Origin of the sequence: Mitsuaria sp. RG (assembly GCF_028369275.1) — a bacterium.
GTDB lineage: Bacteria > Pseudomonadota > Gammaproteobacteria > Pseudomonadales > Pseudomonadaceae > Aquipseudomonas > Aquipseudomonas peradeniyensis.
In genome coordinates, this window is the sequence record NZ_JAQMYQ010000009.1 from 51,313 (window position 1) to 71,462 (window position 20,150).

The following is a 20,150-nucleotide window of genomic DNA, read 5'->3' on the forward strand; positions in this document are numbered from 1 at the left end:
CAGCAGCCCCGGCGATCTATGTATAAATGCTGAAATCCAGGGGCTGCTCCGCAGCCCTTTCGCGGCACAAGGCCGCTCCTACAGATCACGGCGCTCGATAGCCCAGCAAACTGTCCTCCACCTGCCCCGACAAGTAATACACCCCAGCCATGGCCCCGCTCTGGCGGTTCTCCATCAGCTCTTGCCATTCCTGGTTCAGCGCCACATTGAGGATCACCCGTAGTTGCTCGACCATCTGCGGCTGCTCGCGGTCATGGGTGATGATGCCGTAGCCGGTTGCCGCCACCGAGATCAGCGCTCCTGCCGCCTTGCCCACTGCCGCCGCGATCGCGCTGGCGGCGCCACGCGGGGCCAGGGTGGCGCCGAGTTTCTCGCTGGCCTGGGTAGCCACTGACGATAGCCCGGCATCGGTCTGCCCGGGGGCCTTGGCGGCCTGCTGGTGCAGGTGCTGGCGCAGGGATTGCCAGGCCGGTTGCTGGTCCAGCGACTTGGCCCGCAGCAACTGGTAGAGCGAGGCGTTGCGTGCATCCGGCGGCCCCAGGGCGATGATCGGGATGTGGTTCAGGCGCTGGCTGAACTGCTCGGGCGGCGCGTTGTAGCGTTGGATGATCGCCGGCAGCTGTTGGCCGAGCAGTTGCAGGTACAGCTCGCTTGCGCGGTCGCGGATGCCCTCGGGGTTGATCTGCTCGGCCACCGGGTCGATCACGCGTTCGCGGTACTGCTCCTGCAGGTACAGGCCCAGGCGCTTTTCCGGCGGCTCGTTGCCATTGCCGCTGTTCATCGTGTACCAGGCCACCTTGAGCGTGAGCCATTGCTGGGTCCAGTAGCCGGTGAACCAGGGGATGAAATCGTTCTCGGTGCGTTGCTGCACCTGCTCCTTCCACACGCGCATGGAACGCCGTGCGTAGTCGTTGGCAGAGCCTGCGGCGGCGACCGAGGCTTCGATGATGTCCTGGTCGATGCGTTGCCAGACGGCGGGGGGCAGGTTCTGCGGTGGCGGCGGGGCCGGGGGGCGTTTGCCGGCGCAACCGGCGAGGGCCAGCAGGAGGCAGAGCGCAAACATCGCAAGGATTGATTTCACGCGGATTGCCCCCTTGGCGAGAGGCTGGGTGGTTATCCGAAGTATAGGTTTGTCTTGCGGGCCCCATCGCGGGGCAAGCCCGCTCCTACAGGTACTGCACAATACCTGTAGGAGCGGGCTCGTCCCGCGATGGGCCGCAGAGCGGCCCCCTTTGCAGGCTTGATAAACATGTTCACCCCTCCAGCTTCAAGTGCAGTAACGGATACGGATCGCCCTGGCCATCCACCTCCGAGCGGCCCACCTGGATAAACCCCTGCTTCAGGTAGAACCCCACCGCTTGTGGGTTCTGTTCATTGACGTCCACCTCACGCACGCCCAGTTCCTCGACCACGCCGGCCAGCAGCGCCTTGCCGATGCCCTGGCCACGGCAGGCGGGGTCGATGAAGAGCATTTCCAGCTTGCCGTCATGCACCCCGGCAAACCCTTGGATATGGCCTTCACTGTCCCGCCAGGCGCGCAGTTCGACAAACCCCAGGTACTGCTCGCGCACCAGCGGGCGCAGACGCTCGATATAGCCATCGGGAAGAAAGTCATGGGTCGCCCGTACCGAGGCCTCCCACAGATCGGCCAGCCGATCGAAATGTTCCGCGCCCACTGGCGCGATAGCGTGCTTCATATTGGCCTCCAAGACCCTGTGATGAATCGGCGGTCATGGTACGGCGCTCCCTGGGGCTGCGCTATGCTCGGCCTTTCATCTCTCGCACTGGAGCGTCGCATGCCCGCTGAACCGATCCCCCAGGCCGAGGCCCTGTTGCTGGTGGACGTGCAATGCGCGTTCATGGAAGGGCCCGACGCCGTTCCCGCTCATCTCGCCCTGCAGACGAGCATCGCCCGCTTGCTGGCACGTGCGCGGCAGGCCGGCGTGCCGGTGATCTTCCTGCAGAACGACGGCGCCCCCGATACCCCGGACGCCCCGCACACGGCCGGCTGGCAATTGTATTTCCCGGCGGCCCGTGGCGAGCACGTGCTGTTCAAGACCGAGGACGATGGCTTTGTCGAGACCGGGTTGCAGGCCTTGCTGGATGAGCTGGGAGTCCAGTGCCTGGCCTTGTGCGGCCTGCTCTCGGAAATGTGCCTGGCCGCCACCGCCCGCGCCGCGCTGCAACGGGGCTTCGAGGTGTTGCTGGCGCACGACGCCCACGCCACCTACGACGTGCCGCCCGGCCCAGGCGGCTCGCCGGGTGTGCCCGCCGCCCTGGCGGCGCGGGTGGCGGAATGGTCGTTGGGGGACGAAGTGTCGATCCTGCCTGGCGTCGACTCGGTGGCGTTCAGCTCGGTCGATGCAGCAGGTGAAAAGTGACAGGTCTCAGATCAGTACCTGGTACGGCGCATAGGGCCAGTCTTGCGCCAGCATGATTTCGCCGGTTTGCGGCTCCAGGGTCTTGAGATGGCCATCCAGGTCCAGGAACAGGTTCACCGCGTGCGCCTCGTTGCCGCATGCGCCAGCGATCCAGCCCACGGCGTAGGGGTAGGTTGCATTGCCGTGGTAGGCGTCGAGCGAGGCCTGGCCCTTGTAGACAAAGGCAAAGTCGTCGCAGTCGAAGCTTTCGCTGCGCCAGCGGCAGCGGCCAAGGCCCGCGTCCTGCCAGATCTGCCTGGCGTGGTGTGACGAGATGGCCTGGTAGGCACTGTCGGCTTCACAAAGTGCGTCGGCGGCAACGCTCGGCCAGGTCGTCTTGATGAGGTCGAACAGGCGTTGGCCGGTGATATGGTAACGATGCAGGGTGAAGCGCGTGGGTTCCTTTGCGGGGCTTGCCAGGTACAGCCAGTCCCAGGTGCTGCTGCCGGCCTTGAAGGCTTTGCGCTCGCCGTCGATTTCGACCTGCAGGGTGAATTGCTGGGCGTTGTTGCCGTTGCTTACGGGGCACAGGTTGATCCGCGGGTAACCTGGCCAGCCTTGGCCGGAGGCGAACAACCAAGGGTCCCTGCCGATGGGGCCATTGGCGTAAAGGCTCCAGGGGCGATCGTTCGCCGAGACGTCCAGCGTGGCAAGGCGCCCACCGCCTGCGGCCGATACGGCGATGTAGAGCACATCCGAGTTGTAGGTGTCGAAATCGCCCAGGTAGGCCCAGCCCCAGGATCCTTGCTGCTGGGCACACAGGACCCGCCCAAGTTCGTCGAACAGTACATACGACTCGTCACTGGCCAGTGTGTCCAGCGACATTGCCGCGCTGAGTTCGCCACCCGCCGGGCTTGGTCTTGGCGCGGGCGCGGCCTCTGGCGGGGTCGTGGGAACGCTATCGAGCGAATGGCTGGCTGATGTTGGAATGGTTGCAGTAGTGTTCATGGCACCTTCGGCAGGACAAGCCCGACGGGATGCCGGGATGCCCGGGAGTCTCGCGCGGATCCCGCCGCTTGATCATACGGCACGGTTTCCCTTGGGCCTGTCCAGTTCCAGCCTGTCCTCCAGGCGATCCAGGTGCGCGAATACAATGCGCACCGTTGCGGATCGGCGTGAGCTCGGCTGTTCCAGGCCGACGTGGGCATGACCCCGGCGGCCTGGATGGAGCTGGCGCGTTGAATGCCGCGAGTGGATGTCTGGAGGAGTCGCCCAAGCAGGTGGCGGCGTGGTGCGGATTCGCCAATGCCGAAACCGCGCCGGGCCTTCGAGATGCATTTCGGGTGACCCTACCGAGTGCTGCAAGCGTCATACGCCGCCGGTGCGCCCCGGTCAGATCAGGATTCTGGTCGGTGCGAAAGCCCAACTGGCCGCAGCTGCGATTTCGCCGGTCTGTGGGTCGAGTGTATTGAGCCTGCCATTCAGGTCCATGAACAGGTTCGCTGTGTACCTGTGTGCGGCATTGGCACCGGTAACCCAGCCTATCGCGTAGGGATGGGGAAGATTGCCATGATAGGCGTCCAGCGAGGCCTGAGCCTTGTAGATGAAGGCGAAATCGTCGCTATCGAAGCTCCCTTCACGCCATTGGTAGCGGCCAAGCTTCGAATCATTCCAGATCTGTTCGGCGTGGTGCGCAGAAATGCCCAGATAAGGCCTGTCAGTCTCATGGATCAAGTCAGTACTCACGCCAGGCCAGGTTTCAGCGATCAGGTCCGCCAGCCCTCGCCCCGGCACATAATAGCGGTGTAGGGTAAAGCGTGTGGCGTGGTCTGGCCTGGCGACGCGCAGGTAATTCCACGCGCCTCCCTCGGCGGCCAGGGCGCGATGTTCTGCTCCGATATTGAACGCCAGGGTGAACTGGTTCGAATCATGCCGCAGGTTGGCAAAGTGCAATTCGAGCATGGGGTAGCCAGGCCAGCGTTGGGCGGAGGCGAAAATCCAGTCGTTGTGATTGACATGGAAGTTCCAGTGTTTGTTTTTGCTCGTGGTCTTCAGGACAGTCTGGTTGCCGATGCGTGAAGTCGAGACGGAAAAGTACAGCACATCCGAATGGTAGGCGTTGAAGTCACCCAGAAAAGCCCAGTCCCACCCACCTTGTTGTTGGGCGCACAGGACGCGCCCCCGTTCGTCCATCAGTACATAGGACGCATCACTGGCCAATGCATCGAGAGGCAGGGGTGGGCTCAGTAAACCCCTGCCTGGCGCGGGTGCAGGAACGGGGTGGGCGTGCTGATCCTGTGGGTCGGCCATGGCGGTTGCCTCCCAACGGGCAAATGAAGCGCCCAGATCGTCGACAGGGCTGCGCAGCGGCAAAGCAAGGTTGTTGTGGCTCTGATGGGCGATCCTGTCAAGTGGGTTCATGGTTGTTTTGTGAGGGCTGTGCACCGTGTTCGAGCTGGCAAGTGCCTCCCGCGACAAGGGGGCTTGCGGTGAGTCTATGCCTGGGGTCGATACGGGAGAGGGAGGGGCGTCATGATCTGGCAAATCGATCATGTCAGGGTCGTGGAATGGGGTATTGGTCATAAAACCTTCTGATGGCAGCCCTGACGGGATGTCAGGGATGGCATCGAGTTTCCTGAAACTCACCCGGTAGCATCAGCCGGTAAGGTTTCCGCTCAGATCAGTCCAACTCCAGTTTGGCTTGCAAGCGATCCAGATGTTCTTGCATAAGCGCCAGCGCGGCCTGGCCGTCGCCGCTTTCCACCGCATCGATGATCGCCGCGTGCTCCTGCCACGCACAGTGCTCGCAGCATGGTGACTCGTAACGGGCGATGATCAGCGAGGTCATCGGCACCAGGCCGTTGAGGAAGCGCGCCAGCGGTGCGTTGGCGGCCATCTGCGCCAGCTTCATGTGGAACTCGCCGCCCAGGCGGATCGCCGTGCAGCGTTCGCCGCGCTCATGGTGCTGGCGCTCGCGCTCGACCAGTTGGCGCAGTTGGCGGATCTGCGCCGGTCGGGCGCGCTGGGTGGCCAGGCCGATCAGCGTGGTTTCGGCCAGGCGCCGGGCGCTGAGCACCTGGCGCGCCTGCTCGGGGTCGGGCGCGGCCAGGTGCGCGGTATGGCTGGGGCGCTGCACCACCACCTGCTGGTCGGACAGGCGCCCGAGCACCCGGCGGATCACCGTGCGGCTGACGCCGAAGGCATTGCCCAGCGCCTGCTCGGGCAGGGCGCTGCCGGGGGGCAGGCGCTGTTCGAGGATGGCGTCGAACAGCCGGGGGTAGATCTGTTCCGCCGACAGGCGGGTCTCGCCGGCACCGAGCAGGGTAGGCAGGCGGGGGGCGGCTTGGGCGCAGGCGGTCATGGTCGCTCTCCTTCTTTATTCAGGTGCCTGGTTGGTCGTCCGGGATGTTCAGGGCGATGCCCATGCGCTGGCCCTCGGCAAGGATGTGCTGGCGCATCTGCTGGCTGGCCTTGGCGCTGTTGCGCTCGCGGATCGCGCGCACCACCGCTTCGTTCTCGCTCAGGCGCGCAGCCAGGTGCTCGGGCGAGTTGCGCAGCATGGCGGCGCTCTGCTTGAGGGCATTGCCGGTCTGCTGCACCACGCTCTGGAAGATCGGGTTGGTGGTCAGGGCGAACAGCGCCTCATGGAAGGCGATGTAGGCGTTGATGCCGGCCTCGCTGTCACCGGCATCGAGGGCTTCGCGCATGTCCATCAGGGTCAGGCGCAGCTGGCCGATGTCCTGGCTGCCGGCCGATTGCGCCACCAGCCCGGCGATGAAGGGTTCGAGGGTGTAGCGCAGCTCGAGCACATCGGCCAGGCTGGCCTCGGCGACGGTGTCCGCTTCCTGTGACTGGGCGGCGTCGGCATCCAGCACCAGCACGCCCTTGCCGGGCATCGAGCGCACCAGGCCCAGGGTTTCCAGGACGATCACCGCCTCGCGCAGGCTCGGTCGGCTGATCCCCAGTTGTTCGGCCAGCTCGCGCTGGCCGGGCAGCATGTCGCCGCTGCGCCACTGACCGCGGGCCAGGGCCTGGCGGAGTTTCTCCACCACTGAATTGACTACGGTCGAAGAGCTGATCACGGTTCGCTCCTTGGTTGACGCGGCATCTTTGCGCTTGGCCGGCCGGCGCTGGGCGCCGGCGGCCTTGGGCTTAGAATTCCTGTTGATGAGGTTGGCCCTGCTTGCGGGTGATCGGGGCAAAGCCAGGCTTGTTGGCCAGCACGTTGTGGGCGCGTTCCAGGTCGATGTCCTTTTCCCAGCGGGCGATGGCCACGGTGGCGACGCAGTTGCCGATCAGGTTGGTCAGCGCCCGGCCGATGCCCATGAACCAGTCCACGGCCAGTACCAGCACCAGGCCTACTACCGGGATCGCCGGTACCGCGGTGAGGGTGGCGGCGAGAATCACCAGGGCCGAGCCTGGGATGCCGTGGGCACCCTTGGAAGTCACCAGCGACACCAGAAGAATGGTCAGCAGGTCGGTCATCGCCAGTGGCGTGCCGGTGGCGTTGGCGATGAACACGATGGCCAGGGTCAGGTAGATGGAGAAGCCATCGAGGTTGAACGAGTAGCCGGTGGGGATCACCAGGCCGACGGTGGAACTGCCGATGCCCAGGTGCTCGAGCTTGCGCATCACCTGGGGCAGCACGGCGTCGGAGGAGGCGGTGCCGAGGACGATGGACAGCTCCTCGCGCAGGTACTTGATGAGCGGCAGCAGCCTCAGGCCCGACAGGCGCATCACCGTGCCGAGGATGATCAGCACGAAGCCGGCGCAGGTCAGGTAGAACAGCGCCACCAGGCCACCCAGGTGCTGCAGCGAGCTCAGGCCGTACTTGCTGGTGGTGAAGGCGATGGCGCCGAACACGCCGATCGGCGCCAGGCGCACGATCATGCCCATGATGCGGAAGATCACGTGGCTGAGTTCGTTGATCAGCCGCGAAATGCCCGAGGCCGACTCACCCACCAGGTTCAGCGCGCTGCCGAACAGCACCGAGAACAGCAGTACCTGGAGGATGTTGTTGTCGGCGAAGGCGCCCACCACCGAGGTGGGGATCAGGTCCATGAGGAAGGTGGTGGTGCCGTGGATGTGCGCACCGCGCTCGGCCAGGGCGCCGGCGTCGGCACTGGACAGCTGGTCGAGGTGGATGTTGGCGCCGCTGCCGATGCCGGTGGAGAAGGCGAACACCAGGCCGATCACCAGGGCCAGGGTGGTCAGCACTTCGAAGTAGATCACCGATTTCAGGCCGATGCGCCCGACCTTCTTCAGGTCGCCGGCGCCGGAAATGCCGCTGACCACCACGCAGAACACGATCAGGCCGATGAGCATCTTGATCAGCTTGATGAAGCCGTCGCCCAGGGGTTTGAGTTGCAGGGACAGGTCGGGGAAGCTCAGGCCGCAGACAATGCCGAGGGCAAGGCCGAGCACAACCTGGAGGAAGATCGAACGCGAACACCATTTGAGCATGGGAGGAGTCTCTGGTCGGTGTCCTTGCCCCCCAAGCCACACGGAGCGAAAGAGCGCAGGACTTAATTATTGTGGTCTTACCGGTTTGTTCACTGCCGAGCCATAAAACGCCGATTTTTTTTACTTTGCAAGTGATTTCGGCCTTACCGGTCTGACCAGTTGTGGTGCAGTGACGGTGCTTCTGCTCTAGCGTGGTGCGCGGGGGGATTTCACGGCTTGGCCAGCACCTGATCGACGGCGGCGATCAGCTTGCCGAGGTCCTTGGGAGGGGCGTTGTGGATCACGCCGAAAAGGTAGGCGCGTTGTTCGTCTTCATCGTCAGGGTCGCTGAAGAACACTTTCGGCTTGATCCCCAGTGCCTCGGCGAAGCTCACCAGCGATTCGATGCTGGGGGTGTAGGTGCCGGTTTCGAAACGGCTGATGGTCTTGGGGTCGAAGCCGGTTCGCTCGCCCAGTTGCGCCTGAGTGAAGCCCGCCAGTTTGCGGTAGCGGCGCAGGGCTGGACCTAGACCTGTTCTCGTCATCGCTCAATTCCCATTTAGAATCAAGCACTTAACGATATATGTCGATATGGCGCAACGCCATGATTCGTCACCTTTATTTGCAAAATGTGATGGAATTCGTAGAATTCGCCGCTTTGATTGATCAGTCATTCAAGTAGTCGTCCAGGGCGATCCGGCCATTTGCCGGCCCGTGTGCAAGCGTTGTCGGACATTGGAACTGATCCAGGATGAACGGTTCCGGCGCCCCTGGCCTCCTGTCAGGCCATGCGTCGGGCCGTGTATGAATGGAGTCTCATCGTGCGTCTGAACCTGCCGGTCAATCCGGTCGAGCAAAGCTTTCCCGAGCACCAGCGGCTGATTTCGGCGACCGACACGGCCAGCCTGATCACCTACTGCAACGCCGAGTTCGCCGCCATCAGCGGCTACAGCCAGGACGAGCTGATCGGCAGCCCGCACAACCTGGTGCGCCACCCGGACATGCCCGAGGCGGTGTTCGAGCTGATGTGGCAGTACCTCAAGGCCGGCCGCAGCTGGATGGGCATCGTCAAGAACCGCTGCCGCAACGGCAACTTCTATTGGGTCAACGCCTACGTCACGCCGATGCTCGACAACGGCCAGGTGGTCGGCTACGAGTCGGTGCGCGTGCGCCCGACCCGCGAGCAGGTGGCCCGCGCCGAAGCCCTGTACGCCCGGCTGCGTGACGGCAAGGCGGCGCTGTCGCCGACCCGGCGCCTGGCCCTGCTGGGGCGGGCCATGGCGCTGCCGCTGCTGGCGGGGGCCGTGGCCATTGGCGCCAACCAGATCTTGCCTGAACTGCCCGCCCAGGGCCTGACCCTGGCGCTGTTCGCCGGTGTCGGCCTGTGGGCGCAAAGCCGTATGGGGCGCCACTTGCGGCGCATCGTTCAGGTTGCCGACAACACCTTCAGCGACCCGGTCGCGGCCTTGACCTACAGCGACCTGCCCGGTGCCGCCGGGCAGCTGGAGCTGATCCTGATCAGCGAGGAGGCGCGCCTGAAGACCGCGCTCACCCGCCTGAGCGACCTCGCCGCGCAGATGGCCGGCGCCGCCCAGGATGCCGGGCGGCTGTCGCGCAGCACCGAGTCGGCACTGCTCGAACAGCGTGCCGAAACCGACCTGACCGCCACCGCCATGACCGAGATGGCCGCCTCCATCGGCGAGGTCGCCGGCCACGTGCAACTGACTGCCGAGCAGGCGCACACCGCGCACCTGCTGGCCGGGCAGGGCAGCCAGGTGGCCGACGCCAGCGGCGCGGCGATCCAGAGCCTGGCCGGCACGGTCGGGCAGATCAACCAGGCGGTCAACGAGCTGGCCGGTCAGACCGGTGCCATTGCCGAGGCAGCCGGAATGATCCGCGCCATCGCCGAGCAGACCAACCTGCTGGCGCTCAACGCCGCCATCGAAGCGGCCCGCGCCGGCGAGCAGGGACGCGGCTTCGCGGTGGTCGCCGACGAGGTGCGCGCCCTGGCCGACAAGACCCGCCAGTCGACCCTGCATATCCAGTCGATCATCGACAGCCTGCGCGGCGGTGCCGAGCAGGCGGTGAGCATCGCCAGCCAGGGCCTGGAAGGCGCGCAGCAGGGCGTGACCCAGGTCGCCCTGACCCGGGAGGCCCTGCAGGGCATCCAGCACGCGGTGCAGCGCATCAGCGACATGAGCCAGCAGATGGCCGCAGCCTCGCAGGAGCAGTCCAGCGTGGCCGAGGATGTCTCGCGGCAGATCAACGGCGTGGCCGGCACGGTGCAGCAGAGCGCCCGCCGCGCCAATGCCGCCGCCGTGCGCGGCGCGGAACTGGAGCAAGTGTGCGCCGGGCTGCGCGCCCTGGTGGAGCGCTTCAACCGCTAGGTTGCGAGGCTTATGGACGACAACTACCGCGCGGCCGTCGATGCGGCCGCGATCTTTTCCGAGACCGACCTGCGCGGTTGCATCACCTACGTCAACCAGCAGTTCTGCAGCATCTCCGGCTACAGCCGCGAGGAACTGCTGGGGGCCAACCACCGCATCCTCAATTCCGGGTTGCACGAACCGACCTTCTTCCTCGAGATGTGGCGCGCCCTGGCTGCTGGCCGGGTGTGGAAGGGCGAGATCTGCAACCGCGCCAAGGACGGCTCGTTGTACTGGGTGGACAGCACCATGGTGCCGCTGATCGACCCGCACACCGGCCAGGTGCGCAAGTACGTGTCGATCCGCTTCGACGTGACCGAGAAGCGCCAGTTGCTGCACACCCTGCAGTGGCGGGTGGGGCATGACGTTTTGACCGGCCTGCCGAATCGCGCCTACCTGTCCGACCTGCTCAACCAGGCCTTGGCGTTCTCCCGCCGGGAGAGTATTCCGTTGGCGGTGTGCATGCTCGACCTGGATGGCTTCAAGGCGGTCAACGACGGCTACGGCCATGCCACCGGCGACCTGCTGCTGGTGGAGGTCGCCCGGCGTCTGCAGCACATCCTGCGCGGTGGCGATGCGGTGGCGCGCCTGTCGGGCGACGAGTTCGTGCTGATCCTGCGCCATATCGAAGGCCCGCAGCAGTTGCATGCCGCGTTGCAGCGCATTCTCCAGGCGCTGGCCGCGCCCTATGTGGTGCGCGAGCAGTCGTTGAGCCTGAGCGCGAGCATCGGCGTGACGCTGTTCCCGCAGGATGACGAGGACGCCGACACCCTGGTGCGCCATGCCGACCAGGCCATGTACGTGGCCAAGCAGCGCGGGCGCAACCGCTACCACCTGTTCGACGTGTCCCAGGAGCTTGAGCTCAAGGCCACCCACCAGACCGTGGCGCGGGTGCGCCAGGCCCTGCGCCAGGGCGAACTGTGCCTGCACTACCAGCCCAAGGTGAACATGCGCAGCGGTCAGGTGATCGGTTTCGAAGCCTTGTTGCGCTGGATGCATCCGTCCAAGGGGCCGGTGCCGCCGGGGGAGTTTTTGCCCTTCGTGGAGCAGACCGACCTGATCGTCGAGCTGGGCGAGTGGGTCATCGACCAGGCTCTGACCCAGTTGCAGCAGTGGCAGCTGTCCGGGCGAGACTGGTCACTGAGCGTCAACATCGCCGCCCGCCAGCTGCAGCGCGGCGACTTCGCCCAGCGCCTTGAGCGCCTGCTGGCGCGTCATCCCGGGGTGTCGCCCGGGCATCTGGATCTGGAGATCGTCGAATCGGTGGCGATCGACAATCTGCCGCGGGTCGGCCGTTGCCTGGATGCCTGCCGAGCCCTGGGCGTGCGTTTTTCGCTGGACGACTTCGGTACCGGCTATTCCTCGTTGAGCTACCTCAAGCGCCTGCCGGCGCAGACCATCAAGATCGACAAGTCCTTTGTGCGCGACATCCTTCATGACCATGACGACCTGACTCTCACTGGCGCGGTGATCGGCCTGGCGCGGGCGTTCGGACGCGAAGTGATCGCCGAGGGCGTGGAGACTGTCGAGCACGGACGGCTGCTGATGGAGCTGGGCTGCGAACTGGCCCAGGGTTACGGCATCGCCCGGCCGATGCCGGTGGAGGCGGTGGCGCAATGGGTAGCGGACTACCGGCAACCGCAGGCGTGGCGCTGAGGGCCTGCTGTCGGTACAGCTTGTGGCAGCGGCGCACCGCCGCTCCCACGCTGGTGATGCTTGCGTCTTTGGTCCCGGCGCGATGTCAGCGGTCCCTGAACACCGGCCGATGGTTGCGCTGGAACTGATCGTTGGCATAGATCCGCAGTCGCTCCAGCCATTCCTCGGTTCGGGTCCTGGAAATGCCCATCGCCTTGGCCGCTTCCTGAAGCAGCGCATACTCGGTGCGCAAGGTCGTCGGAATCACCCCAGGATCGTCGGTATTGATCGTGACCCGGATGGGCCCGCGTCGCAGTCCGAAGCGATTGTGTACCGCGCCGCGCTCCAGCGTGCTCTCGTCCGGAGGGTTCCAGCGGAAGATCGGGTGATCGGCGTGCTTGCCGATCCGCGCGATGTACACATTCGAACTGGGATTGGTCTCGAAGATGATCCCGCGCTGGTCGCAGGTTTCGATCAGGTGGTCCTGCAACGCCTCCATGAACTCCAGCTCTTCCGGGGTTTCGTAGTCCAGCAGCAGGCCTTGCTCGCCTGGCATCGGCGGGGTCTCGACCAGGGCGTGGCGCTGGATGCGCACATGCACCATGCGGGGCTTGTACTCGGCATGGCTGAGCAGGGTGGAACGACGCCAGTACAGCAGCGCCGCCCCCGGGTCGTCATGCTGGCCATTGAGCTTGAGGAAGTTGACCGTGCCGAGGATCTCCCGGTCGGGCAGGGCGGCGCGCATCTTGTCGTCGAGGGGTTCGTCGAGCCGGTACTGCTCGAGCATGTGGAAGCAGTTGCGGCGCAAGCGCCAGGCTTCATGCAGGGTGTGCGGGTTGATGTAGCGCCGCGACTCTTCGGGCTGGGATTGCGCCTGGCCTTTGCCGAGCTTCTGCCGAGGGTAGAACGCATTGAGGTAATGAGGGCTGGTCCAGGCGACATGGGGCACGAACTGGGCGATACGGCGTTCCAGCCGCGGCAGGATCTGATTCGCCAGCGGGACGCAGGTTGCCAGTTGCGTGGCGTGGTGCCAGAGCCACACCAGGTTGTCCAGGTGCTCGTCCACCGGCAGCAGCATGTCGCCCTGGTTCTGGCACCACTGCAGCGGCGACACGCCGACCGCCAGCGCATGGCCGATGCGGTCACCGTGGCGCATCTCGCAAAAGTGCACGGTCTCGTCGATATGGCGCATGCCCGACAGAGGGTGGGCATAGTCCTCGCCGGTGTGAATGCTCAGGTGCAGCCCGCCCTGGAAGCCATCGCCGTGGCCGGCCGGCTGCAGGCCGGCACGCAGCCAGCGCAGCATAGGAGCGTAGAGCTCGTTGCGGGTCGTGTTCTCGTCGCCGGCGACGTCCAGCCCGCGCACCCAGGCGCTCGGCTCGAAACGGAAGTGCTCGCTGACCTTGCCATGCAGAAACTCAGGGGACGACCAACCGGAATGTTCTCTGAGCTTTCGGTGCAGTTTCTCGCCGTCGGCCCAGATCTTGCCGCGTTTGTGCAGGTGCTCCACCCGGCGCAGGAAGTGGATGCACAGGTGCCAGCGTTCCATGCGTGAGCGGAAGTGTTTGGCTTGGTGCAGGGTGACCGGCTTGAGCGGTGTGATTGGCTGTTGGCCATGGTGCTGTTCAAGGGCGCTGACCCAACTGGCCATGTGCTCGCTGGTGAAGATGCTTTCGGTGATCTTCAGTTCGGCGCAATCCTCGGGGTTCTGGAACAGTTGGCGGGCGCATGCGCGGCCGTACGTCAGCAGCTGTTTCTGGGGGTTGTGCCTGGAGGCTTTGCTGAACCCGCCATAAATCGTCGTAAAGCGCGTCAACCCCTGGCCGTCCATCAACAGCTTGCGCCGTTCGGCCATCAGCGCCAGAACCAGGTAGAAGATGCCCATGCGAAGCACGGGAGGCGCTTCGGCATCCTGGTACTGAGTCCACAGCCAGATCAGTAGCCACAGCCAGGCTTTGCTCAAGTCACCCGCAGTGATGGCCTGGGCCAGCTGCAGTTTCATCCAGCTGGGGTGGCGGCGGTCATCGGTGTGCGGCTGCAGGGTGCTGAAGCCCGGCCAGCTGAGGATCAGCGGCCCGTCTGTCAGGTGCGCCTTGCCCAGGGTGCGCTGGTACAGCTTGAGAATCTTGCCTGGGTTTGCATCCAGGCGCCCCGGCCATTCGCCGAGTAGCCCGTGGCAGAGGCGATGCAGCGGTGCGAAGGCTTCCATGCCTGGCTGGTGGGTGATCTGGTTCATCAGAATGATGCCGTCGAAATGCGCACCACCCAGGTGTACGTGCCCTTCGGAAAAGGGTTTGTTGGCAATCGACGGTGGGCTGAACAGCGGTTGCTGGGCCTGCACGATGCGCTGGGCGTCGGCTGCCGACAGGTGCGGGTTCTGCCTGAAGCGTTGCGCCAGGTGCCAGGCGACGATTAGCGTCGGATCGACCATGGCGCACAGGTGGGCGTAGTCCGTCAGGTACTCGGGGCGGTAGTGGACATGGTCGCCGTTGCACAGGAAGAACGTCCGGAACAGGGTGTCCAGAGCGTCCAGCCGTGGTATGCGGAACAGTTCGTTCGGGCACAGTTGTTCTGCGGCGAGTTTCAGGTCATTGAGACGGAAACGGCCGTAATGATGTCTGTCCAAGTCCTCCCGCAGGCAGCGTTGGTAGCTCTCGACGAAGCGCCCAGCATCGCAGAGGCGCTGGGGCAGGTCTCGCGAGAGCAAGTCGGCCTTGAGGTGTTCGGCCAGTTCGCTGCTGGAGAGAAAGTTACCAGTGGTGAGTTCGAGGAGAGAAATTAGAAACATTTCAGCTTTCCGAAGTTCCGGCCTTTTTGGCGAGGGCGTCAAAGTACTGGTTGCTTCGGATAGTGTAAATGCTGAAGCCTAACTGAATGCACTTGTTCTCAATTTCCTCAATGTCAGTGGAGGATGGGTGTGCATTTTTTAGCGTATCCTCTATTTTTCCGGAGATGTTAAAATGTTTTTTGATGGTGGTGGCGATCAGGCGAGGGTTCGGGCTGCCGTCGATGTCCTGATCTTCGTTGTTTTCTGGATTGATCTGGTGGCCTTTGATGAGGAGCTCAATTAAATCAAATAATGGGTGGTGCGCCAGCGCGAATGTGTATGAGCGAGTCTCTTGGCCAAAAGAGCGTTTGTCGGCGGCTCGCAGTAGGGGTTGTATGTTTTGTTTGTAAGCAAGATTCTGCTCGAAATTATCGTTTGCGCCTACATTGAAGCTTGTGAGTACAAGAGGCATTCCGAAAATTTCCCCCTTTTCTACCCTGGCAAAAGCATTCCATAAGGTTCTGAATGCACTCCTAGCTGTAAGTAAAATGCTTGCGATGTTTGGGTTGCCGTGATTCTGGTTAGCCCTCAGGGGAGGGTTGAAGGTAAGGGTTTTTGCGAAGTAGTTATTCATTACATTGAACGTTAGCCAGCTCGATAGGAATTGTTGGTCGATATGGTAATCGCGCCGCCAAGCGTTGATTTTTTCACTGAAGCCAGATAGTCCGTAGCTAGATTCTTGGTCAAATTCGTCAAAGGTGCCTTCTACGTAGTTTTCGTGGTTGCCAAGTGTGCCAGGAAGTGAGTGAAAAGGTACGCGATTGAGAAGGTTTAGAATATCTTTTGGAGATATGTCTCTCACAAGGCTGGAAATTACCAGTTCAAAAATTCTGCCGCTGAAGATGGTTTCGGTTTGTCGGCTCTCGCTGAAGTAACTGCGGTATTGCATTAGGTGAATGATAAACTGTGAAGCCTTGTCTGGCTGTTCGAAACTGCCGGAGGCGCGACCAATTTCCGGCAGTGCGTAGGGGACTGGCTCCTCGCTGATAAGTTTTAGCCATTCCTCGGGGGCGCGCCCTTTCCAATCATCGGGCAATGGTGACGTAGATTTGCCTGGGAAGGTGGCGATGCTCTCCTTACTTAGTTTCAAAGGCTCGAATAAACGAGTAGCAAATAATTCGGAGAGATGACGGTTTGGGTTTTTACCAATTTCGATGAAATGCAGGTCTGCCTCTAACGCCAGGCAGGTCGCGGCATGCGCATGCTTATGGTGCATGTAGTTAAGCAGGATTTTCTTCGATTCGATAATCCGTTCATTCCAGTTGTCGGGTTTGTTATTTGTTTTACTGTCAGCTTCAGTGAAGAATTTATTGTAAGCATGATCCCTGGCTGTTTCCCGCTGGGATCTTCCTCTCAGACTCTGCGCGTGCTGGTACTCTCGTGGGAAATCTTCCAAGGCGGAGAGAACGCCAGTGGGCATGAAAATTAATCGGTGCAGGCACCAGTCGCTATTAAGTGACACCCCTGCCGAATCCAAGGCCTTGCTTAAAGCAGGGATTTCTTTTCTGAATGCAAAGACCAGCTGTGCGAGCTCTCGTACTGTCTCAACTTCGTAATTTAGTCTTCGCCCAGGCAAGTTATTCAGCCTGTCATTGAGGAGCGCGTCCAGCCAGCGTGAAAATACAGGGAGTGGGAAATAGACGTCTTCGTGTTTGGCTAGGAAGATTCTCGGATTTTCCAAGTAGCTTGAGGCGGTTGGCATCTCCATTCGCAGGTGCAGGGGCATGATCTTTCTTTGGTAGTCTGTTGCGAGGTCGTTCGCGGTCTTTCGAGTCTCCCGGTCACCCGATTTACTATCTTTAGTAAGTTTTGAGTAAAAATTCCTCCAGGTTACCTCGTGGTAGAGTCCGAGATCACCGCTGATGATCGGCTGTACATAGGGAGAGGTTAGGTAGCGGCGAACGACTTCAAGATTGTCAAATGCGCGGTTGAGCGAAGTGTCGACGTCGTCAATAGGAAGAACCAAAAGCTTCTTGTCGATGAGGTCAAGGGCTTTCTTGAAAAGGTCGTGAACTTGCTGGTTGAGGTCATGGCTGCCCATAAAGGCGCGCAGCTTGTCGAGTCCGTATTTGTTGCGCTGCGATTGCAGTGCCTCCAACGTACTGCCGAGTAATTGCAGTTGGTGATGGAACTCTTCTGACTTCGGTGTCGCCTTGCTTAGAGCTGCTGCTACTGCCTTGTCTCGAATGATCGCGGCAACGATGACATTTAGGAATAAGTCGTCACTGTCTTCCAGTAGGGTGGGGTCTACAGGTTTAAGGACATGGATCTCGTTTGCCAGCCTGTCGTTTTTATGATCGTCCAGATATAGGCTAAGGTTGACCAACACTGAACTTTTACCGGTGCCTCGCTTGCCGTCGATCAGAATTGCGCTGTGAGAACGATGTTGGTCGAGATCATCGTTTTTAGGTAAGTTATCGAGGCTTTCTTCCAGTAGCTTTGCCAGCGAATCATAGATATCCCGCGCCAGCAACGTACTGTGCTCCCGCTGCGCCGCCTGTTCCTTCTGCTCGATGGGAAAACGAATACGCGAATCGTTGGATTGCTTGCTGGCCACGGCTGTACATCCCTGGAAATGTGGAAACGCCCCGCGGTTTCACCCGCGAGGCGTGGTCATTGGATCCAGTAATGTTACTAAGCCACTATCTTGCGCCACAAGCGCTACCTTGGCTCAAGCCTGCGGCGCGGTACTCTTCACCGCCGCCAGCTCCGGATGCGCCACCAGCTTGTCGATATGCAGCTCGTCGTTGTTCATCCAGGTCTCGGTCAGCACCCGGTAGTGCTCCATGTCGCGGCAGCGCATGCGCAGGCTGTAGTCGAAATGCCCGCTGATCAGCTGGCACTCGTAGACCTGCGGGCAGGCGCGCACGGTGGCCTCGAAGGCCCGCTGCGCCGAGCGCCCGCTCTGGTTGGACAACGCCACCAGCACCAGCAACGACAACCCGGGGGAGACCTGCTGCAGGTCGATGATGGCCCCGTAACCGCGGATCACCCCGCGCCGCTCCAGCTTGCGCACCCGTTCCAGGCAGGGCCTGGGGGTCAGGTGCACGAGGGTGGAGAGCTTCTCGTAGGTGATCCTTCCTTGGTGTCGCAGCACGTCGATGATCGCTTCGTCGATGCGATCCAGCGGTGCGGCGGCGGGGGTGATGGCCTTGGTATCCATATGCGGCGTGACTTCACTTCAGACGATTGGAGAGGAACTGCCGCAGGCGCTCGCTCTGTGGCTGGTCGAGGATCTCGGCGCTGCCGCTTTCCTCGACCAGGCCCTGGTGCAGGAACAGCACCTGGCTCGACACCTGGCGGGCGAACCCCATTTCATGGGTGACCATGAGCATGGTACGTCCTTCCTCGGCGAGCGTCTGTATCACCTTGAGCACTTCGCCGACCAGCTCGGGGTCCAGTGCCGAGGTGGGCTCGTCGAACAGGATGATTTCCGGCTCCATCGCCAGCGCCCGGGCGATGGCCACGCGCTGTTGCTGGCCGCCGGAGAGAAACGCCGGGTACTGGTCGGCGGCGCGGGCCGGCAGGCCGACCTTGTCCAGGTACTTGCGTGCCCGCGCCTCGGCTTCGCCGGCGCTGATGCCCAGCACCTTGCGCGGTGCCAGGCAGATGTTCTCCAGCACCGTCAGGTGGCTCCACAGGTTGAAGTGCTGGAACACCATGGCCAGGCGCGTGCGCAGGTTTTGCAGCTGGGCCGCTGGCGGGGTGCCCTTGCTCAGGTCGAGGGTCTGGCCGTCGAGGGTGATGCTGCCGGCGTTGGGCTTTTCGAGGAAGTTGATGCAGCGCAGGAAGGTGCTCTTGCCCGAGCCGCTGGCGCCGATCAGGCTGATCACGTCGCCCTTGCGCGCCTGCAGCGAGACGCCCTTGAGCACCTGGTGCTCGCCGTAGTGCTTGTGCAGGCCGTCGACGCTGAGCTTGAGGGTGCCGGCATGGGCTCGCGCCAAGGGGGCCTGTTCGAAGGTGGTGAGTGGCAGTGCGGTAGCGGTCATGGGTTCAGCCTCGTACAGGGTCAAGGAAGCGCATCCAGCGCCGTTCGGCCACGCGGAACAGGCCGACCAGGGCGAAGGACAGCAGCATGTACAGCAGGGCGGCCACGCCGAAGGCCTGGAAGGTCAGGAAGGTCGCGGCGTTGGCGTCGCGGGCCACCTTGAGGATGTCGGCGACGGTGGCGGTGAAGGCCAGCGAGGTGGCGTGCAGCATCAGGATCAGCTCGTTGCTGTAGGCCGGCAGCGAGCGGCGCAGGGCCGCCGGCAGGACCAGGAACAGGTTGAGCCTCCAGCCGCGCAGGCCGTAGGCCTGGGCCGCTTCCAATTCGCCGGCGGGCAGGTTGCGGATGGCCCCGGCGAAGATCTCCACGGTGTAGGCGCAGGTGTTGAGCACAAAGGCCAGCAGGGTGCAGTTGAGCGCGTTGCGGAAAAACTGGTCGAGCAGGGCATGCTCGCGCACCACCTGCAGGCCGTAGAGCCCGGTGTAGCAGATCAGCAGCTGGATATAGAGCGGCGTGCCGCGGAACACGAAGGTGTACAGCTGCACCGGCAGGCGCAGCCAGGCGTGGCGCGAGGTGCGTGCCAGGGCCAGGGGTAGCGACAGGGCGAAGCCCAGCACCATGCTGGCCAGGAACAGCCAGAGGGTCATGGCCAGGCCCGACAGGCCGCTGCCGTCGTGGTACAGGTAGGCCAGGCCGTATTCCTGAAGGAGTTCGATCATCGCGCCAGCTCCTTGATGCCGATGTTGTAGCGCCGCTCGAGGTGCTTGAGCAGGCGGTTGGACAGGGTGGTGATGAGCAGGTACACCAGGCCCGCCAGGCACAGGAAGAACAACACGTCGTTGGTGCTCTTGCCGGCGTTCTGCGCGGCCTTGACCAGGTCGGCCAGGCCGATGATCGACACCAGCGCGGTGGACTTGAGCAGCACCAGCCAGTTGTTGCCCAGCCCTGGCAGGGCAAAGCGCATCAGTTGCGGGAACAGCACCAGCCGAAACCGCTGTGCCCGGCTCAGGCCGTAGGCAGTGGCGGCCTCCAGCTGGCCGGCGGGCACGCTGAGGATGGCGCCGCGAAAGTTCTCGGTGAAGTACGCGCCATAGATGAAGCCCAGGGTGATGACCCCGGCGCCGAACGGGTCGATCTCGACATAGTCCCAGCCCAGCGCCTCGGTCAGGTCGTTGAGCCAGATCTGCATGCTGTAGAAGATCAGCAGGATCAGCACCAGGTCCGGGACGCTGCGGATCAGCGTGGTGTAGAGGGTGGCCGGCAGGCGCAGCAGTCGGGATCGCGACAGCTTGGCGCTGGCGCCGATCAGGCCGAGCGCGAGGCTCAGCGCCAGCGACAGCAAGGCCAGCTTGACGGTCATCCAGGTGCCCTGGGCCAGCAGCGGGCCGAAGCCTTGCAGGCCGCTTGTGAGGAAGTCGTGCATGACGGGGATCTCGCGGTGGTTTCTTCGCGGGTGAACCCGCCCCCACAGG

At 63.0% G+C, this 20,150-nt stretch carries 17 protein-coding genes and 1 pseudogene; 4 read left to right on the forward strand and 14 right to left on the reverse strand.

Annotated elements, in window-relative coordinates; all coding sequences use genetic code 11:
- Positions 1 to 85: 85 nt before the first annotated feature.
- Positions 86 to 1,081, reverse strand: coding sequence for a hypothetical protein (locus POF53_RS07615; RefSeq protein ID WP_498967091.1), 996 nt, complete (start codon positions 1,079 to 1,081; stop codon positions 86 to 88).
- Positions 1,082 to 1,253: 172 nt separating this feature from the next.
- Complete coding sequence (locus POF53_RS07620) at positions 1,254 to 1,697, reverse strand: GNAT family N-acetyltransferase (protein ID WP_203647394.1); 444 nt, start codon at positions 1,695 to 1,697, stop codon at positions 1,254 to 1,256.
- A gap of 99 nt (positions 1,698 to 1,796) precedes the next feature.
- On the opposite strand from POF53_RS07620, the gene POF53_RS07625 reads away from it, so the two are divergent.
- Positions 1,797 to 2,381, forward strand: a complete 585-nt coding sequence (locus POF53_RS07625; protein ID WP_232855859.1) for an isochorismatase family protein — start codon at positions 1,797 to 1,799, stop codon at positions 2,379 to 2,381.
- A gap of 6 nt (positions 2,382 to 2,387) precedes the next feature.
- Here POF53_RS07625 and POF53_RS07630 read toward each other — a convergent pair whose 3' ends face one another.
- A complete protein-coding gene (locus POF53_RS07630) occupies positions 2,388 to 3,245 on the reverse strand; it encodes a lectin MOA-related protein (RefSeq protein ID WP_203647392.1) in 858 nt (285 codons plus the stop codon).
- 294 nt (positions 3,246 to 3,539) lie between these two features.
- Here POF53_RS07630 and POF53_RS07635 point away from each other — a divergent pair.
- Positions 3,540 to 3,707, forward strand: a pseudogene (locus tag POF53_RS07635) (helix-turn-helix domain-containing protein); the annotation flags it as partial.
- A 45-nt stretch (positions 3,708 to 3,752) separates the two neighbouring features.
- Here the strand turns inward: POF53_RS07635 and POF53_RS07640 are convergent.
- The 5 genes from POF53_RS07640 to POF53_RS07660 form a co-directional block, all read right to left on the reverse strand.
- Positions 3,753 to 4,781, reverse strand: coding sequence for a lectin MOA-related protein (locus tag POF53_RS07640; protein ID WP_203647391.1), 1,029 nt, complete (start codon positions 4,779 to 4,781; stop codon positions 3,753 to 3,755).
- A gap of 259 nt (positions 4,782 to 5,040) precedes the next feature.
- Positions 5,041 to 5,721: a GntR family transcriptional regulator gene (locus tag POF53_RS07645; RefSeq protein ID WP_232855860.1), complete on the reverse strand. Its 681-nt coding sequence runs from the start codon at positions 5,719 to 5,721 to the stop codon at positions 5,041 to 5,043.
- A 19-nt stretch (positions 5,722 to 5,740) separates the two neighbouring features.
- Complete coding sequence (locus POF53_RS07650) at positions 5,741 to 6,442, reverse strand: FadR/GntR family transcriptional regulator (protein WP_203647390.1); 702 nt, start codon at positions 6,440 to 6,442, stop codon at positions 5,741 to 5,743.
- Positions 6,443 to 6,512: 70 nt separating this feature from the next.
- Positions 6,513 to 7,823, reverse strand: a complete 1,311-nt coding sequence (locus tag POF53_RS07655) for a C4-dicarboxylate transporter DctA (RefSeq protein WP_110738147.1) — start codon at positions 7,821 to 7,823, stop codon at positions 6,513 to 6,515.
- A gap of 209 nt (positions 7,824 to 8,032) precedes the next feature.
- Positions 8,033 to 8,347 (reverse strand): helix-turn-helix domain-containing protein, encoded by a 315-nt coding sequence (locus POF53_RS07660; protein WP_203647389.1) that lies wholly within the window; start codon positions 8,345 to 8,347, stop codon positions 8,033 to 8,035.
- 276 nt (positions 8,348 to 8,623) lie between these two features.
- On the opposite strand from POF53_RS07660, the gene POF53_RS07665 reads away from it, so the two are divergent.
- Together POF53_RS07665 and POF53_RS07670 are read left to right on the forward strand one after the other, a co-directional pair.
- Positions 8,624 to 10,189 (forward strand): methyl-accepting chemotaxis protein, encoded by a 1,566-nt coding sequence (locus POF53_RS07665; protein WP_232855861.1) that lies wholly within the window; start codon positions 8,624 to 8,626, stop codon positions 10,187 to 10,189.
- A 12-nt stretch (positions 10,190 to 10,201) separates the two neighbouring features.
- Positions 10,202 to 11,884 carry a putative bifunctional diguanylate cyclase/phosphodiesterase gene (locus POF53_RS07670; protein WP_232855862.1) on the forward strand — a complete coding sequence of 561 codons (1,683 nt, stop codon included), beginning with the start codon at positions 10,202 to 10,204 and terminating at the stop codon, positions 11,882 to 11,884.
- 85 nt (positions 11,885 to 11,969) lie between these two features.
- On the opposite strand, the gene rdrB is transcribed toward POF53_RS07670, so the two are convergent.
- From rdrB to POF53_RS07700, 6 genes are all read right to left on the reverse strand, one after another.
- A complete protein-coding gene (rdrB, locus tag POF53_RS07675; protein ID WP_232855863.1) occupies positions 11,970 to 14,651 on the reverse strand; it encodes an antiviral RADAR system adenosine deaminase RdrB in 2,682 nt (893 codons plus the stop codon).
- A gap of 1 nt (position 14,652) precedes the next feature.
- Positions 14,653 to 17,247: an antiviral RADAR system adenosine triphosphatase RdrA gene (rdrA, locus tag POF53_RS07680; protein WP_232855864.1), complete on the reverse strand. Its 2,595-nt coding sequence runs from the start codon at positions 17,245 to 17,247 to the stop codon at positions 14,653 to 14,655.
- Between the two features lie 114 nt (positions 17,248 to 17,361).
- Positions 17,362 to 17,853, reverse strand: coding sequence for an Lrp/AsnC family transcriptional regulator (locus tag POF53_RS07685; RefSeq protein WP_050705041.1), 492 nt, complete (start codon positions 17,851 to 17,853; stop codon positions 17,362 to 17,364).
- 13 nt (positions 17,854 to 17,866) lie between these two features.
- Positions 17,867 to 18,679 carry an ABC transporter ATP-binding protein gene (locus POF53_RS07690; protein ID WP_232855865.1) on the reverse strand — a complete coding sequence of 271 codons (813 nt, stop codon included), beginning with the start codon at positions 18,677 to 18,679 and terminating at the stop codon, positions 17,867 to 17,869.
- Positions 18,680 to 18,683: 4 nt separating this feature from the next.
- A complete protein-coding gene (locus tag POF53_RS07695) occupies positions 18,684 to 19,397 on the reverse strand; it encodes an ABC transporter permease (RefSeq protein ID WP_050705042.1) in 714 nt (237 codons plus the stop codon).
- Positions 19,394 to 20,101, reverse strand: a complete 708-nt coding sequence (locus tag POF53_RS07700) for an ABC transporter permease (RefSeq protein WP_232855866.1) — start codon at positions 20,099 to 20,101, stop codon at positions 19,394 to 19,396. The genes POF53_RS07695 and POF53_RS07700 overlap by 4 nt, the downstream gene beginning before the upstream one ends.
- Positions 20,102 to 20,150: the final 49 nt, after the last annotated feature.